Origin of the sequence: Thalassotalea castellviae, assembly GCF_031846185.1 — a bacterium.
Classification (GTDB): domain Bacteria; phylum Pseudomonadota; class Gammaproteobacteria; order Enterobacterales; family Alteromonadaceae; genus Thalassotalea_H; species Thalassotalea_H castellviae.
The window spans coordinates 18,980-35,817 of sequence record NZ_JAVRIF010000009.1; the positions used below are offsets into that span (position 1 = coordinate 18,980).

General features: G+C 37.5%; 13 protein-coding genes and 1 riboswitch. Of the genes, 8 read left to right on the plus strand and 5 right to left on the minus strand.

The features are described 5' to 3' along the window. Window positions 1-19 precede the first annotated feature (19 nt). A complete protein-coding gene (locus RM573_RS14365) occupies window positions 20-973 on the plus strand; it encodes an ABC transporter substrate-binding protein (protein WP_311583536.1) in 954 nt (317 codons plus the stop codon). Window positions 974-1,060: 87 nt separating this feature from the next. Beyond that, the gene (locus RM573_RS14370; protein WP_311583538.1) at window positions 1,061-2,293 is read left to right on the plus strand and encodes a diguanylate cyclase; all 1,233 of its coding nucleotides are present in this window, start codon (window positions 1,061-1,063) and stop codon (window positions 2,291-2,293) included. A gap of 164 nt (window positions 2,294-2,457) precedes the next feature. On the opposite strand, the gene RM573_RS14375 is transcribed toward RM573_RS14370, so the two are convergent. Together RM573_RS14375 and RM573_RS14380 are read right to left on the minus strand one after the other, a co-directional pair. Then, window positions 2,458-3,582 carry an efflux RND transporter periplasmic adaptor subunit gene (locus tag RM573_RS14375; RefSeq protein WP_311583541.1) on the minus strand — a complete coding sequence of 375 codons (1,125 nt, stop codon included), beginning with the start codon at window positions 3,580-3,582 and terminating at the stop codon, window positions 2,458-2,460. Between the two features lie 16 nt (window positions 3,583-3,598). After that, a complete protein-coding gene (locus RM573_RS14380; protein WP_311583544.1) occupies window positions 3,599-6,715 on the minus strand; it encodes an efflux RND transporter permease subunit in 3,117 nt (1,038 codons plus the stop codon). Window positions 6,716-7,173: 458 nt separating this feature from the next. On the opposite strand from RM573_RS14380, the gene fdhD reads away from it, so the two are divergent. From fdhD to RM573_RS14395, 3 genes are all read left to right on the plus strand, one after another. Next, the gene (fdhD, locus tag RM573_RS14385; RefSeq protein WP_311583546.1) at window positions 7,174-8,079 is read left to right on the plus strand and encodes a formate dehydrogenase accessory sulfurtransferase FdhD; all 906 of its coding nucleotides are present in this window, start codon (window positions 7,174-7,176) and stop codon (window positions 8,077-8,079) included. A gap of 2 nt (window positions 8,080-8,081) precedes the next feature. Continuing rightward, entirely contained in the window at window positions 8,082-10,481 is a 2,400-nt protein-coding gene (locus RM573_RS14390; RefSeq protein WP_311583549.1) for an FdhF/YdeP family oxidoreductase, read from the plus strand. A 67-nt stretch (window positions 10,482-10,548) separates the two neighbouring features. Beyond that, window positions 10,549-11,139, plus strand: coding sequence for an AAA family ATPase (locus RM573_RS14395; protein ID WP_311583552.1), 591 nt, complete (start codon window positions 10,549-10,551; stop codon window positions 11,137-11,139). Window positions 11,140-11,225: 86 nt separating this feature from the next. On the opposite strand, the gene RM573_RS14400 is transcribed toward RM573_RS14395, so the two are convergent. The 3 genes from RM573_RS14400 to RM573_RS14410 all read right to left on the minus strand — a co-directional run bounded on the left by RM573_RS14400 (window position 11,226) and on the right by RM573_RS14410 (window position 13,391). After that, window positions 11,226-11,570: a DUF3718 domain-containing protein gene (locus RM573_RS14400; RefSeq protein ID WP_311583554.1), complete on the minus strand. Its 345-nt coding sequence runs from the start codon at window positions 11,568-11,570 to the stop codon at window positions 11,226-11,228. Between the two features lie 81 nt (window positions 11,571-11,651). Then, a riboswitch (cyclic di-GMP riboswitch) is annotated at window positions 11,652-11,736 on the minus strand. Between the two features lie 154 nt (window positions 11,737-11,890). Then, entirely contained in the window at window positions 11,891-12,592 is a 702-nt protein-coding gene (locus tag RM573_RS14405; RefSeq protein WP_311583557.1) for an aspartate/glutamate racemase family protein, read from the minus strand. Between the two features lie 103 nt (window positions 12,593-12,695). Next, entirely contained in the window at window positions 12,696-13,391 is a 696-nt protein-coding gene (locus tag RM573_RS14410) for a CPBP family intramembrane glutamic endopeptidase (RefSeq protein ID WP_311583560.1), read from the minus strand. Window positions 13,392-13,505: 114 nt separating this feature from the next. Between RM573_RS14410 and RM573_RS14415 the strand changes: the two genes are divergently transcribed. From RM573_RS14415 to RM573_RS14425, 3 genes are all read left to right on the plus strand, one after another. Continuing rightward, on the plus strand, window positions 13,506-14,408 hold the full coding sequence (locus RM573_RS14415; protein ID WP_311583563.1) for a LysR family transcriptional regulator: 903 nt from the start codon (window positions 13,506-13,508) through the stop codon (window positions 14,406-14,408). A gap of 81 nt (window positions 14,409-14,489) precedes the next feature. Further along, the gene (locus RM573_RS14420; RefSeq protein ID WP_311583566.1) at window positions 14,490-14,909 is read left to right on the plus strand and encodes an RNA-binding S4 domain-containing protein; all 420 of its coding nucleotides are present in this window, start codon (window positions 14,490-14,492) and stop codon (window positions 14,907-14,909) included. Between the two features lie 166 nt (window positions 14,910-15,075). Continuing rightward, entirely contained in the window at window positions 15,076-16,773 is a 1,698-nt protein-coding gene (locus RM573_RS14425; protein WP_311583569.1) for a proline--tRNA ligase, read from the plus strand. The last annotated feature ends 65 nt before the right edge of the window (window positions 16,774-16,838 follow it).

Sequence of the window (16,838 nt, forward strand, 5' to 3'; positions counted from 1 at the left end):
CATGATACTGCTGTTAATCATGAGCGTTATTTTCTTAGTTGTTAATTTAACTAAGTTTTGGCAAGTAGAAAAATACCCCGTTAGTATTGCCGTTTCAAAAACACCTCTATCAGCGCCATTTTATGTGGCAACGGCGATCAAGGCTTTTGATTCAACATGTGTAGAAGTAGAGATTAAAGACGTCATAGGCGGTGGTGTAGCCTTTAATAAAGTGATTAAAGGAGAAGTCGATTTTGCCACTAGCTCAGATTCCGTAATTGCGTTTCAAAGTTTAAACCGACTCCCCTTTGTAACACACGCAATGTTTGCTCAATCTGATAATGATGTCAAACTCATCACCCGTTCTGATGATAACCTAGCGGGGATTTCATCCTTACAAGGAAAAATCATTGGCGTAACAAAAAAAACCGCCAGTGAATACTTTTTAAGTACTTTACTAGCCATTGATGGTGTAAACGCACAAGATGTGTCATTAGTTCATTATGAACCCGCGAAATTGGTTGATGGTTTAATGAATAATGAAGTAGATGCTATAGTTCCTTGGGAGCCATTCGCATTTCAAAGCAAACAAATATTTGATAAAAAAGTAACTATTCATGACACAAAAAACTTAAATACACTGAGTTTTAACTTAGTATCATTAGTCCCAGATAGAGATCGCATCGAAAAAGCAACATGTGTTTTGCAGGGGTTAAATACCGCGATTAACTATATCGCTTCTCACCCTGACAAAGCGAAAGAGATAATAAGCAGTAAACTTGATTTATCGACAGAATTTATTAATTGGATATGGCCAGATTATCTTTTTAAACTAGAATTAAACCAATCATTATTGCTTAATTTAAATTCTCAAACCGCTTGGCTTGCTGAAACACATTCAAATATATTTAAACAAGTGCCTAACATGAATCAGTTTGTTGACAGCAGAGCGATACTGCAAGTTAACCCAAGTGCGGTGAATATTAGCCGATAAACGGACTGTTTAACGTCATTTTATAAGGATATAAAAATGAAAATGAGCCTCACCCAGCGCATATACTTTTTCACCGCAAGTTGTTGCATGATATTTATTTTCTTAGTGGCTAGTATTATTCGTTCATCAGAAGTCATTGAACAGGCAATCGAACAAGAAAACTACGCACAAAACCTTGTTACTCATACCAACATATTAAAACAATTGATCATTAATAACGATATTTATAAGGATAATTATAACGCCTCTACATGGCATGATTCTCAACGAAAACTGGCCATGATCCTGAAAGATTCCCCGACACTCACTCCGCAAGAACAAACATTAAAAAACAGTATCAATAGCCAAAACCTTAGTGTGATACGCTTATTTCAAAAAATTAACGAAAATAAGTTACATAATGCCAGTGAAGCGATTAAAGCCCACTTAAAAAATCGATTAATTATTCAACTTGAAACCATTCGAGGTGATTCTGAACAATTATCCACTATCGCCCAAAAAAATATTCATCATGTGTTAAAACAGGAAGTTGCAATTATTGTGATTATATTAGCGGTGTGTATTTTCCTACTTACCTTTGGCGCTCATCATTTAACGAAGGTATTTAAAACTTCTATGAATGAAATTAAAGATGCTTTTCAAGCTAATCACAGTGGCCACTTTGAAGAAATAAAATTATCAAATCATTCTCAAGAATTTGAAAATATTGCGAATGCTTTTAATGCCATGAATGAAAAGTTGAGTAAAACAACGGTTTCTTTACAGGTAATGAAACAAGTTGTTGAAGAAAGAACTCATGTGCTAGAAGAGCTTTCAAATACAGACCCATTAACCAAAGTAGCAAATCGCAGAGCTTTATTCGACCGCGGTCATATCGAAATTTCACGGGTACAACGTTCACAGAATAATTTAACGATTATTCTACTCGACTGTGATCTTTTTAAAGAATTTAATGATAAATATGGTCACTTAGTCGGTGATGAAGTATTAATGCATATCTGTGAAATTTGTACTAAAGAGATCCGTGAAATTGACTTTTTAGGTCGATATGGCGGTGAAGAATTTGTCATAATACTGCCAGATTGCGATATTGCTGGAGGATTAGAAACAGCACGGCGTATTCAAGACTCTTTAGCGCGTCATTGTATGTCCGTTGACAATAAAGAAATTAATATGACCCTTAGTATTGGTATTGCTACCTTTAATGAAAAGCATCAATCCTTTGAAGAACTCATTAACGATGCGGATCGCGCCATGTATCTTGCTAAAGAAAACGGTCGAAATAGAATAGAAGTATATAAAAGCCAAAATTTACATTAAATCAAAGCTTTACCCTATATACTGTTCGACTTTACTTTACGCTACGCTGTATGAGCGAATGTCTCGTACAAGGTTTCATTAATTAAAATGCAATGAACCTTGTACCTAGCATAACAAGCAAAGTCTATTGCCCAAAATACCAAGACTATTTAGCCGTTAAAAGCTTATAAATGGGTTGATGCGGTAACCGCTAATGCCTGATCTTTTCTGACTTTTTGGCCATCACTTAATCGCTCTCCGCCTCTGACAACCACTTGCTCGCCTTCACCTAAAGCACCGATAACAGAAACCCAACGTCCAACGCCCTGCCCGACAAGTACATTAACTTTTTTCGCCTGATTTTCTTCATTTACCGTTAACACGAAAGTTTCATTTTCTCTAAGTACCAGCGCGTCTCTTGGAACCATAGTCGCTTGCTTACTATTTTGCTTAGGCAACGAAACAGTTACAGCCGAACCAGCAATTAAGTTTAAGTCATCTGCTGCTAATCTTACTTCAAAAGTACGTGATATTTGATCTCCAGCTTTACTCCAAGTTCTAACCGGTAATTCAATTAATTTATCTTGCCATTTCACTAATACTTGCGCATCTGCTTGTAAAAATTTTGCTATCGCCAATGGAGCGGAAACCTTTATATCTAAATGTTTGGTATCAACAAGTTGTATTAACGGTCGTCCTAATGTGATTAATTCTCCAAGATGAGCGAAACGTTGGCTTATATTCCCTGAAAATGGCGCTTTTATCGCAGACTTTTCAATATCAAGCTCCGTTTGTTTTACCTGCATTTCAAGCGCAATCACTTCGTTTTTAGCTATGGCTAAATCTTTGATTATCCGTTCAAGTTCACTGAGGGAAGTGTTATTTTTTTGATTTAAAGTAGAAAGTCGTTTTTGTTGTTTAGTTAAGTAGCTAACATTCGCTTGGTGTTGTTTAACTTGCGCTTGCTGTCTTGCTAATTGTAATTTCAAATGCCTATTGTCGATGTTAGCAATTAAATCTCCTTTTTTTACTTGCTTGCCAACATCCTCAATCCATAATAGTTGTCCCGTTTGCTCTGCAGAAATAGGTGAATTCTTTCGACTAACGACATTACCCGGCAACCACATAGTAGGATTCACTAGCTCTGTTTTAGCCAATTCAACACTCACTAAATGACCTTTGTCTTGCCCTTCTTGATAATATAAAGCTTGGACTGAAAAACTGGCTAAGCTTATCGTGAACAATGAAAACGTCACTATTTGATTGAATAATGACTGGCGGATTTTATTTTTCACCTGAAGATATTTCATAATAAACTCCTAATAATTAAATGATTTGATTGTTAGAAACTTGGCCAATTAACGTGTGATTTGTAGCTTTTTCTCTGAGGGCATTTGGCATAAAATCTTGTTTGCTCAAACGCAATAAACAAGGCAATAGCACAATAGTAAATAAGGTACTCATCGCCAGCCCTCCCACAATGACTGCAGCTAATCCTCGATAAATAACACTACCTGCACCCGGTATTAACAATAACGGCAACATGCCAAAAAAGCTGGTTAAGGTACTCATAAAGATAGGACGTAATCGTAACCTTAATGCCTGCTCAACGGCCGCCACTCTTTTCAAGCCTTGTGCTTGACCTAAGCGTGTTTGATGTACCAATAAAATAGCGTTATTAACGACTAAGCCCAATAAAATCACAAAGCCAATCATGGTCAATAAATCTAGCGGTTGAAAAACAAATACATTTAACCCCTGCAAAGCTAGTACGCCACCAACCGTTGCTAATGGAATGGTGATCACAACTAATAAACTATCTTTAATCGACTTAAATAATGCCGCCATTAACAAGAATAAAATGACTAAAGCAAAGGCAAAATTTTCCGCCATTAAACCAATTGCTTTTTCTAACTGATCAGCGCTACCGCCATAAATAATATTGCCATCGCTGGGTAAAGCAGCTTTTAGTTTAGGCTCTACTTCTTTTTTCAAGACGGCTATGGTTTGCTCTAATGACCAACCTTGCGGGGGATTGATATTCAAACTAATAGTACGATTTCCATCAATTCGAGTTAAACGTGAAGGCCCTACCGTGCGAGTAATATCGACAAGCTCAGACAATTGGGTAATCGAACCACTTCCGGTTACCACAGGTACATCAGCTAAGTTGTCAGGATCATCCCATCCTTCTGAACGTAAAATCATATTTAAACGTTTACTACCATTAAAGTACTCGCCGACATAAAGTCCATCACCTAAAGTCCTTACAACCTGACCTAAACGACGACGATCCCAACCTTGTTCTAATATATTTCTATCATTAGGCGTTAACCGCAATTCAGGCTCAGCATCTTCAGTACTTGGATTTGCTTGAACACGCGCTTGTGGAATTGCAGCTTTAACCCACTCAACGCCTTGGCGGGCAGCACTTTGTAATGCTTTAGTATCTGTGGACTGTAAATTCATTCTCACTTGTCGACCACCGCCAAAGCCCCCAAATAAGTTCCCCTGATAAGCAAAAGCTTGAGTATCAGGTAAATCCACTAACACTTCATTTCTGACAATGTCTAATAATTCATTTACTTTAGATTGATCTTTTGCTCTTACCCCTATATTGCCGCCAAATGGACCACTGAAAAGATAATAATTTTTGAGTGCTGGTTCTTTAGTGCCATCCATATAAGGCTTTAATCGATCAACAATAGGTTGAACAACTTCACGTTCTATGGTGTTAATATTCGCGCCAGGAGGAAACTGTAAATTGCCATCGACAGCATCACGTTTAACCGGTGGTAAATAATCTAACGTTGGAATTGCAAGATAAGTGATCACCAAAGGAAGCATTAATAAACCAGATGCCACACTGAGACGTTTTTTACGAGTATGAGTTAACGACATTACTTTAGCGGTTAACCTTGCCCAAAGCTTAGCGTTAGGATCTTCAATCGTTTGTTGGTTTAATAAATATTTAGCCAAAACCGGCAGCAACACGACCGCGACAATTAATGATACCGAAACCGCAATTGCGATAGTTAAGGCTAAATCACCAAATAGCTGCCCTTCGATATCTTTTAAGAAAAATACCGGCAGAAATATTGCCACCGTTGTTGCAGTAGATGCTAGTAATGCCCCCCATACTTGTTGTGCCCCTTGCTCTGAACTTTGATGATTATCAAGTCCTTTATCACGCATTCGAAGAATATTTTCTAACACGACAATTGCCGCATCTAATACCATACCAACGGCAAAGGCTAAACCCGCTAAAGAAATGACGTTTAACGATCTACCGGTAATTTCTAAAACAATAAAGGTGCTCAATAAACTGATGGGAATTGCCGTAGCAATAATAAGAGTGGCGCGCATTCTACGGATAAAAAACCACAAAATTGATAACGATAAAATAACACCGGCGAAAAGATTACTGGTGACTAAATTTATTGCTCGATAAATAAATACCGAGGCATCAAATGATTGCACCATCACCAGTTGTTTATCAGCAAGTACCTCATTGTTAAGGGAGGCTACTTCTGCCTTCACTCGATTCAATGTTTCTAAAACATTCGCGCCATTAGCTCGATCAATTCTTAATGAAAAAGCAGGATTACCATTTTGCACGGCAATATTTTGTTTGTCCGGTCGAGCTAATTCAACTTTCGCGATATCAGCAAGACGAATATTACTGCCATTGCGTGATTCTAAAATAAGGTTTTCAAGTTCATCTACTTTATATTTACCATTAAACCTTAAGGTATATTGCCGACGTCCTACGTCAACAAATCCACCAGAAATATCATTCGTTGCAGAAACGAGCGAAATCAATTGTGGGATTTGAATGCCATATTCTGCGGCTTTTATCGGATCAAATCTTATTTGTAATTCTTCTCTATTTTGTTGAGTAAAAGTTTGTACACTGGCGACCCCTTCTACGGCTTCAATACGAGGTCGAATAGTGTCATTGGTAAAATCTATATATTCATCTATTGATTTGTTATTACCGGGCAGTGCTTGTAAAAAGAAAAACGTTAAAGCGGGGTTTGCTCCCCCAAAGCCACCTAACATGATCCGAGGCGGCAATGCATCACGAGGTAAACTCGGAACCCTTGTCATGCGGCTGATCACTTCAATCAAGGTTTGCTCCATGTTTGTGCCGACATTAAATTCTAAGTTGATATAAGAGCTGCCACGATTAGCAAAGGCATTTATTGCAGTTAATCCTGGAATACCGCGTAATACTTGCTCCTGAGGTTCTATCAACTCTGACTCAACCTCTTGTGGAGAAGCTGCTCGCCAAAACGTTTGCACGGCAATACGGGGACGTTCAATATCAGGAAATAATTGCACTGGTAGTTTGAATAAACTGATAAATCCTACTAACAAAATTAAAGCAACACCCACAGCTACCGCTGCGGGGCTTGTTAATGCACTTGACGTTAATTTCATAAATGACTCCGCCGCTTTTTATATAGTTTTAGCGATAAGTTATTGCTCATTAATTCATCATTAGTGAGCAATGACAGAAGATAAAGTGAGCTTACGTTCAACGGAAAGTAAAATAGGATAGAAAGCAGGTTAGAAATTCTTTGTTAAACTCAGACACATATTGCAATACATTACTTTGTCACATTTAAAGAACAAATTAACCACGAAGATTGTTCATATAAATCTACATTATCAGCAATTGTAAAAGTGAAGTTTTACGCTTAATCATGCTAATAACAAATTGACTATGTTAGTATTTAAAAACACAAAGCTCGGCTTGGTATTCTGTTTTTGTTCGAGCATTTAACCGCTAAGTTTATTTATGATCAGGACTTGCTAAGCATTTAAATGATAGCCCTTTAAAAAAGTAATCCGTAATATCGCAAATAAAAACTCAGCACTTAACAATAGAATCAAAAATGCCAGAACTTTTGAGTCATAAAACGAATAAAATTACCTATGCTCATGGGCAAAGGCAGGTAAGCCATGATCAAGTGATTGCCGAACAACCTTTGCAGATCAGGCTAAGCTTTTATGAACAGCCAGCAATCAGCGACCCCAAAATGTTGACTCAATCTTCCTCACGTATATTTTCTATCACCATGAGAACCCCTGGTGACGATGAACAATTAATTCTCGGCTTATTATTATCTGAAGGGATCATCAGTCATATCGATGACATTGAATCAATCGCCATTGAACAACTTGATTCAAGTCAACAATCATCAATAGTAAATAAAGAAAATAGTTGGGAAGTTAAATTAACAAAAAAAGTGAAAGTTAATTTATCAAGTCTTGAACGCTACCAATTGACCTATAGTAGTTGTGGTTTATGTGGCACAACATCGTTGAAGGCACTTGAACTAAAATCGCCACCGCAATCTCCTGCTGCAGCACATTGGCTAAATGCAACTAGCTTAGGCCATTGGCCAAACATGATGAGAGACCAGCAACAATTATTTGAAACGACCGGTGGTTGTCATGCGGCGGCCCTTTTTAATGAACAAGGGAAGTTGTTATTGATTAAGGAAGATATAGGCCGTCATAATGCCGTAGATAAGCTTTTAGGGGCTTGCCTTCAAAAGCAATTAATTCAACGTGCAGATACACAATTAGCCATGGTTATCAGTAGCCGTGTTAGTTTTGAAATTGTTCAAAAAACGGTGATGGCAGGTATTGGTGTGTTAATCGCTGTTGGTGCGGTGTCTAACTTAGCTATATTAGCAGCAAAACGTTTTGATTTAACCTTAATTGGCTTTACTACTTGTGAGTCTTTCAATCTTTATCATGGTGAGTGGCGAATGTTGCCGTCTTCAAAGGATTAATTATGTCAGAAAATAATCATCAAAATGATCCGATATCAAGCATGCATAAAAAACCAAAAAAAGCGGGGGGAATTTCGTCATTAACCTCAACGTTGAAGCATATTATGCAAAGTCAACAACCACAAACGAATGTAAAAAGTCTGTTAAAGGCCAACAAAAACAAAGGTTTTGATTGTCCGGGTTGTGCGTGGGGAGATGAAAAAGAAGGCTTGCTACAATTTTGTGAAAACGGCGCAAAAGCAATCGCTTGGGAATCAACCAGTAAAGTTGTTGATCAGGCTTTTTTTGAACAATATTCTGTCAGTGAATTAATGAGGCAAAGCGATTATTGGTTAGAGTACCAAGGAAGACTCACTCAACCCTTGCGCTACAACCAAGAAACTGATCACTATCAAGCTATTAGTTGGCAAGATAGTTTTGCATTAATTGCCAAACATTTACATCAATTAGACTCACCTGATCAAGCAGAGTTTTATACCTCGGGTCGTGCCAGTAATGAAGCGTCATTTTTATATCAATTATTTGGCCGCATGTTTGGTACGAATAACTTTCCCGACTGTTCCAACATGTGTCATGAAGCCAGTGGCGTTGCATTAAATGAAGCAATTGGCGTAGGCAAAGGCACCGTGGTTTTAGAAGATTTTGACCATGCTGATGCTATTTTTGTGTTTGGACAAAACCCTGGTACTAATCACCCACGCATGATGAATGCGTTACGAAAATCCGCCAGAAATGGCGGTAAAATTGTCAGCTTTAATAATTTAAAAGAAGTGGCGTTAGAGCGTTTTGCAAGTCCGCAAGATCCGCTTGAATTATTGACTCCAAAAGCAACCACTATAAGTCATGCGTATTTTACCCCGAAGCTTGGCGGTGATATGGCGGCAATTAGAGGCATGGTAAAAGTTATTCTAGCGAAAAACAGCGAAGCGATAGAACAAGGCAAAGCTCCCTTAATAGACGAAAGCTTTATTGCTGAACACTGCAAAAACTTTAACGAATATTGCCAAGTCGTTAATGCAACCTCATGGCAAAAAATTGTTGAACAATCAGGACTATCTAAGGCAGAAATTACGCAAGCAGCGGAGATTTATTTACAATCAACTAAGGTAATTTGTACTTGGGCTATGGGGATAACGCAACATTTGCACTCGGTTAACACCATTCAAGAAATTGTTAATTTACAATTACTTCGCGGTAATATTGGTAAAAAAGGCGCAGGACTTTGCCCTGTTCGCGGCCATTCAAATGTGCAAGGTAATCGAACCATGGGTATTAACGAAAAACCCACTAAAGCATTTATTGATGCAATGTCTGAGTTAGTGAATCAACCACTACCTTATGAAAAAGGTCATAATGTTTATCATGCAATTAATGCCTTACTTGAAAAACGCAGTAAAGTGCTGATCTGTTTAGGTGGAAATATTGCTGCTGCCGCGCCCGATACCCATCAAACTCATGCAGCGCTAAAAAATACCACGTTGAATGTACAAATTAGTACTAAGTTAAACCGTAGCCATTTATTAATCGGTCAGGACGCATTGATTCTACCTTGCCTTGGCCGCACTGAAATTGACATGCAACAATCTGGCGAACAACAAATAACAGTAGAAGATACTTTTAGTATGGTGCATGCTTCTCAGGGCAATGTTGCGCCAATTTCAACGAACTTGAAATCTGAAACCAGTATTGTCGCTCATATTGCTGATAGCACATTAAATAGCCGAAACTTTCACAATAGCCTCCTCGATAACAAAACGACACCCAAGTTTATAGAAAGCTCAAAGAATACCGCAATAAATTGGTTAGCTTTAGCCGATGATTACACGAAAATACGAGAGTTAATCAGTCAATCGATCACTGAATTTTCAGATTTCAACCAACAAATAACCCAACCAGGTGGCTTTTATTTAGGCAACCCAGCAGCTGAATTAACATGGCGCACCCCTGAAAATAAGGCGTTGTTTTCATATCAAGCCTTGCCTGAGAATATTCACGCAATTTCTACTCAGCAAGAGCCCGTTAAAAATCAAAAAATATTTACTTTGCAATCACTGCGTTCTCATGATCAATACAATACCACTATTTATGGATTGAATGACCGATATCGAGGGATTGCAAATGAAAGAAACGTGTTATTTATCCATGAAAAAGATGCCAGAAAACTTAAATTTGAAGAAAACGACTTAGTAGATATCACCTCGATTTGGCATGATGATCAAAGCCGTTGCGTGAAAGGATTCAAACTTTGCTTTTATGATATTCCACAAGGCAACTTAGCCGCATATTATCCAGAAACAAACCCGCTTGTCCCATTAGACAGTGTTGGCGACCGATCTTTTACCCCTACGTCTAAATCAATCGCGGTATATCTTGAAAAATCGACAGAACAACGGATTGTTTGATTTACATTATCCTTATTGTCTCTAAGTTAAGCAATAATATTATCACGTGAAGAAGAAGTGACTTTATATGAACATAAAAACAATTAAGAAACGCATTGTCCTTACCGGTGGCCCTGGCGGGGGCAAAACAACCGCTCTAGATTTGATCAGACGCGAGTTTGAAGGACAAATAGCCACGGTTCCCGAAGCAGCTACCATGATTTTTAGTGGCGGAATTGCACGTTCAACGGTAAACAGTGTATTAAAAACACAGCAAACGGCTATTTATCATTTACAAAAACACTTAGAAGATATTCAACGAGCAACTTTTCCAAATTCCATTGTTTTATGTGATAGAGGAAGTTTAGATGGTTTAGCTTATTGGCCAGGCTCTAATGATGATTACTTTCAAACCATGAAAACCAGTTTAGAAGAAGAGTTTGCGCGTTATGATGCAGTGATTTTTTTTGAAACAGCGGCTAAATCAGGTGAAAGTATAAAAAGTAACAATCCCATAAGAAATGAATCTGAACAAGCGGCTGTAGCACTAGACGATAAACTTCAGCAAATTTGGTCGCAACATCCAAATTTCAATTTAGTCAATAGTGCGGAATCTTTTATCAAAAAAGTTATGTTCGGTATAAACACCGTAGAAGACGTGATAGCTTCCTATAAATAACTGCGGTTTGATTTTACGAGATTGAAATAGAGACGATCAAAAAAGGCGAGTAGTTTACGACTCGCCTTTTACAAATGTGGTTTTGCTTAGCTGCTAACACGTTGCTCGGCTATTACTGCTAATTCACTAGAAGCAATAGTTGCTAAGTTACTTGAAACAACTTTCTTTGATAATTTACCAATGATCATTGAACCCGTTGCCGTCGAATTTTTTTCTGCGGCAAATTCTAATAAGTTTTTACCATTACAAGAAACACTATCAAAAACGTTACGAATTTTTAATTTATTACTTTTTAAGAAAGAACGTAACTTAGACTTATTATCAACATTAACATAATCACAAAGGTTTTGAGCAATGCTTGATGCTTCAACTTGTGTTGTGTAAGTAAGAGATAATGTTGCGAATGCGATCACGGCGATAATAGATTTCATGGTATAACCTTAATAATATTAAACAATTCAAATTAGAAACGTTAATACCGGTTTTCATGTTACCTAAACAAAGAGGTCTGCCTTGGTAACTCCGCTGTCGTAGACTATTGCCCTTAGACCGGTAGTTTTGCGTAATACTCTTTCAAGTACCTTGCCGTTTCTAGCTGCGGCGCATTTTACAGAAATAATTAAACTGCGCAACTGATAATTTACAAAGTTTTGTAACCAATTTGTTTCTGCATGTAACTTACTCTGATTTCATCAAAAATATCATTGATAACAAATGAGTAGCCAATGGCCACATACCTATTACACAACGTTTATTGCTCATCTTTTAAAGCAAATTCAATGGCTTTTTGGCCATGAATGGTGGTGGTATCTAATAAGGTTACCCGAGTATCAGCTTGCTCAACTAACATACCGATTTCAGTACAACCCAGTATTACTGCTTGTGCACCTTGATCAGCCATAGTCTGAATAATGCGTAAATATTCGTTTTTCGAAGTTAAATTTACTTTTCCTAAGCAAAGCTCTTGGTAGATAACATCATGAACAATCATTCTATCTTGCTCATTAGGTGTGATAACTTTAATGCCAAATTTTTCCGTTAACCTATTCTTATAAAACCCCTGTTCCATGGTAAAAGCAGTGCCTAATAAACCAACGGTAGTAAGGCTCTTTTTGATGATAACTTCAGCTGTTGCATCAGCAATATGAAGCAACGGGATATCAATAGCGTTTTCAATTTCAGCGGCCACTTTATGCATAGTATTAGTACATATTAACAAAAAGTCAGCGCCCGCCGCTTGTACTTGTTTGGCTGATGTTATCAACAATTCAGCCGTTTTTTGCCACTCACCGCTGTGTTGTAATTGTTCAATCGGTTGAAAATCAACACTAACCATAGCTATTTTAGCCGAATGTAAACCACCTAAAGCGGTATTAACACCTTGATTAATAACTCGATAATAACTAAGTGAACTTTCCCAACTCATACCCGCGAGTAAACCAATTGTTTTCATATGCCCTCATGCTTAAATGTTTTCAATCATAGTAACTCAAAGTTATTTACATTGCTTACGATGTAATACATGGTTAACACCGCTGCCTTTTTGAAATAACAACTTACGAGGTTTCTTTTACGAAGTCTCTCACAATGTAACTTGATATCCCACCATAGACGTCTAATACAATATGCAAAATAATCGGGATAATAATGGTCTCACAGCCTAAATATATTAAGCAAAAGACAATTCCTATGATGAAAGTTCTGAATACATGAAAGACTCCTTGGTAAAAATGACAAAGCCCAAAAAGTGCACTGGATAAAATCACGGATAAAATAACACCAAGGTGTTGCGACAGTGCATTTAAAATATAACCTCGAAAAATAAGCTCTTCACATATTCCTGCAGAGACAGACAAGCCTAAGGTAAAAATAAGCATTTGTGGCTTTGTTTTCGGCATAAACCAAGCGAACGACGCCATTTGTTCTGCAAGTTTTTGTTGCTTGTCTTGATCATTCACGAGTAATTTTAAGTCATAGATAAAGTAAACAATTAGCAGTGAAAGCAAGCCAAGTCCTGTCATTATCTGCCAGTGATAGTTCCAACTGATGCCAATTGATTCAAGGGGCGTAGCCGTAAAGTAAAGGTGTATCACTAAAAATACCACTGGGAACCAAAGTAAAGCGATCGTTTCATAATAAACCCGTGCAAGAGAGGTTTTATCTGTTCTTACATTCTCTTTACTTTTATCTAATAGGTTTAACACTACTAATAACGCGATTGCACCGATTAATAAGACTTCAGTCATTTGCATAACTTTCTCCAAAACTTAATTTGTAGAACAGATTAGCGCTCACTTCTTTATAAGTATATAGTATATGTATTTACAACCTATAAACTTTAGGTTTAAGTTTGAGATAGTTTTAACATGTTTAAAATTGAGCAATTAAAAATTTTCATATCACTGACTGAATTAGGAACAATGACTGCCGTAGCTAATCATTATCAGCTATCTGTTATGGCGGTTAGTAAAAAAATAGCCTTACTAGAAAAGGAAATTGGCCAACCATTATTCTGTCGAACTCGAAGAAGCTTAACGCTAACAGAGTTTGGCGTTGGTTTTAAAGATAAAGCACGGCAAGTGATTGCGCAGTGTGACAATTTGTCCAGTTGGGTTGAAGAAGAAAACGGCACGATAAATGGTACGGTGAAAGTATTATGCCAAGCTCCTGAAATGCTACATGAAACTATTATTCCTTGGCTAGCCGACTTTCTTAAACTCTATCCTAACATCAAGGTTGATCTTGATGTTAAAGAAGCCATTATTGATTTAAATACTGATCATTACGATGTGTTTTGGGGAGTATCTGATTATTTAGGTGAACACTTTAGCAATTTAAAACGTCGAACCTTATGGACCTGTGATTATGGTTTATTTGCCTCCCCTGCATACTTAGAAAACAACCCAAGTATTAATACCATTGATGATTTAAATCATCACACCGTCATAGGTTATCTACATAATCAGCCCAATAACATCATCATTTATCAGTCTGCATCAGGAGAGCCAACCCATAAAATATTAAACAATCGTATCAATACCGTCACAGGTTTAGTTGAGTTAGCTATCAGTGGATTAGGAATTATTAATGCTGCAAGTGATGATTTAAAAGTTAAGCGTGCTTTAAAAAATGAAAGTCTTAAACCGATTTTAACTAAGCACTGGTGTACAAATATTTCAACCTACGTTTATTATCATCAAGTAAGAGGTGAACAAGCTAAAGTCAGAGCTTTTATTGATTACTTCCTTGCACAAAAAATGAATTGGTGATCAACTGTTTCGCCCAATAACATGTACACTTTCCATTATTCCGCTTAAAATAGCGATCTCAACTACTTTAAAGAAATTACATTGGAAGATACTTTGCAAGAAATTACCCCCATAGATGTTTCATATCAGCCGATTGAATTATGTAAGTTGCTTAAAATTGCCAATATGGTTGGTGGTGGTGGAGAAGCAAAAATTGTCATCAGCGAAGGTTATGTATACGTAAATGGTGAAGTTGAGTTTCAAAAACGAAAAAAAATATTTCATCAAGATATAGTTGAATTTAATGGTGAAGTAATTTCTGTACAGTGTTCAGCGCCAGTACAAGATGCTAAAGCCCAAAAAGCCGCTAAGGCTAAAAAACTAAGTCAGTCAGTAAACAACAATCAGCAAAACGATAAATCAATGAAAAAAACGAAGAAAAAACAGTCAGTTGAAACAGGTAGTGATGAGGTGATAGAAACAACAGTCGCTTCTGGTAAAAGAAAACGAATTTCGTTTTAATTCCTTTTATTTATACTTTCTTTTGCAATCATCGCGATAAAGAACAAATATTTTCGCGAATTGAAAATAATAGACTGATCGCTGTTATTTTCTCTTTTTCAACGCGTACTGCCCTGTTAGAATACTCCCCCTAATTTTATAAACCCCTTTTACGGAATAGCTTTTAATGCGTACTAGCCAATACCTACTTTCTACACAGAAAGAAACGCCTGCTCATGCAGAAGTGATCAGCCATCAATTAATGTTACGAGCAGGTCTAGTTCGTAATGTGGCTTCGGGTTTATACACGTGGTTACCCACTGGGTTAAAAGTACTACGAAAAGTTGAAACAATTGTTCGTGAAGAAATGCAAAGAGCTGGAGTTATCGAAACTCTGATGCCAATGGTGCAACCGGCTGACCTTTGGGAAGAGTCTGGTCGCTGGGAAGATTATGGACCTGAGTTACTGCGTTTAAATGATCGCCATAACCGTCCTTTCGTACTAGGGCCAACCCATGAAGAGGTGATCACCAAACTTATTAGCACCGAAATTAGTAGCTATAAACAATTACCCATTAGTTTGTTCCAAATACAAACCAAGTTCCGTGATGAAATTCGCCCACGATTTGGCGTAATGCGTGGTCGCGAATTCTTAATGAAAGATGCTTATTCATTTCATCTTAGCGACGATTGCTTAAAACAAACTTATCAAATTATGTTTGATGCATATTGCCGTATTTTTGAGCGTCTTGGTTTAGATTTTCGCCCGGTAATTGCTGATAACGGCTCAATTGGCGGAGAAGGTTCGCACGAATTTCATGTCCTTGCAGAATCAGGCGAAGACGATATAGCTTTTAGTGATAGCAGTGATTTCGCCGCCAATATTGAAAAAGCGGAAGCGTTAGCACCACAAGGTGAGCGAGCTGAACCAACTCAAGAAATTAAAATAGAAGAGTTAAAACTTGAACGTTTAATTAAAACATCAAATTTAGATTTAAAAAACACCGTAAAAACGATATTAGTGCTTGGCGCTAGTGCCGAAGGCGAAGCAGAAAAGATTGTCGCATTGGTACTACGTGGTGACCATGAACTAAATGATGTTAAAGCAGAAAATCTACCAAGCGTTGCTTCACCATTAACCTTAGCAACCGATGAACAAGTTTCAGCAGTCGCGAATTGTCATATCACCTCTGTCGGTCCGAAAGGCTTAAATATTGAAGTGATTGTTGATCGAAGCGCTGCGCACTTAAGTGATTTTGCTTGTGGCGCTAATGTTAATAATCAATCATATACTGGCGTTAACTGGCAAAGAGATTGTGGCGAAATAAACATTCAAGATATCCGAAACGTTGTTGAAGGTGATCCTAGTCCATGTGGCGAAGGAAAAATCGTGATCAAACGTGGTATTGAAGTGGGTCATATTTTCCAACTAGGCGATAAATACGCGCAAGCCATGAATTGTGGTGTATTAACCGAAGAAGGGAAAAACCAAACCTTAACCATGGGGTGTTATGGCATTGGCGTTTCTCGTATTGTCGCGGCAGCGATTGAACAAAACCATGATAAGTATGGTATCAAATGGCCAAAAGCAATAGCACCTTTTCAAGCGGCTATTGTACCGATGAATATGGCCAAATCTGCACGCGTTAAAGAAACGGCTGAAGCTTTATATGAAAAACTTCAACAAGCCGGTTTAGAAGTATTGTTTGATGATCGTAAAGAGCGCCCTGGGGTTATGTTTGCCGATCATGAATTAATTGGTACACCTATATTGCTCGTAGTTGGTGAGCGTAATTTAGATAGCCAACAAATTGAAGTAAAAGACAGAATTAGTGGTGAAAAGTCATTAATTGCGATTGACGATGTGATGTCACTTTTTAAGTAAATTAAACGCATAAGAAACGTTTAAACGAGTTTAATTTGTTGAATGCTGAAAGCCTTATCAAAATA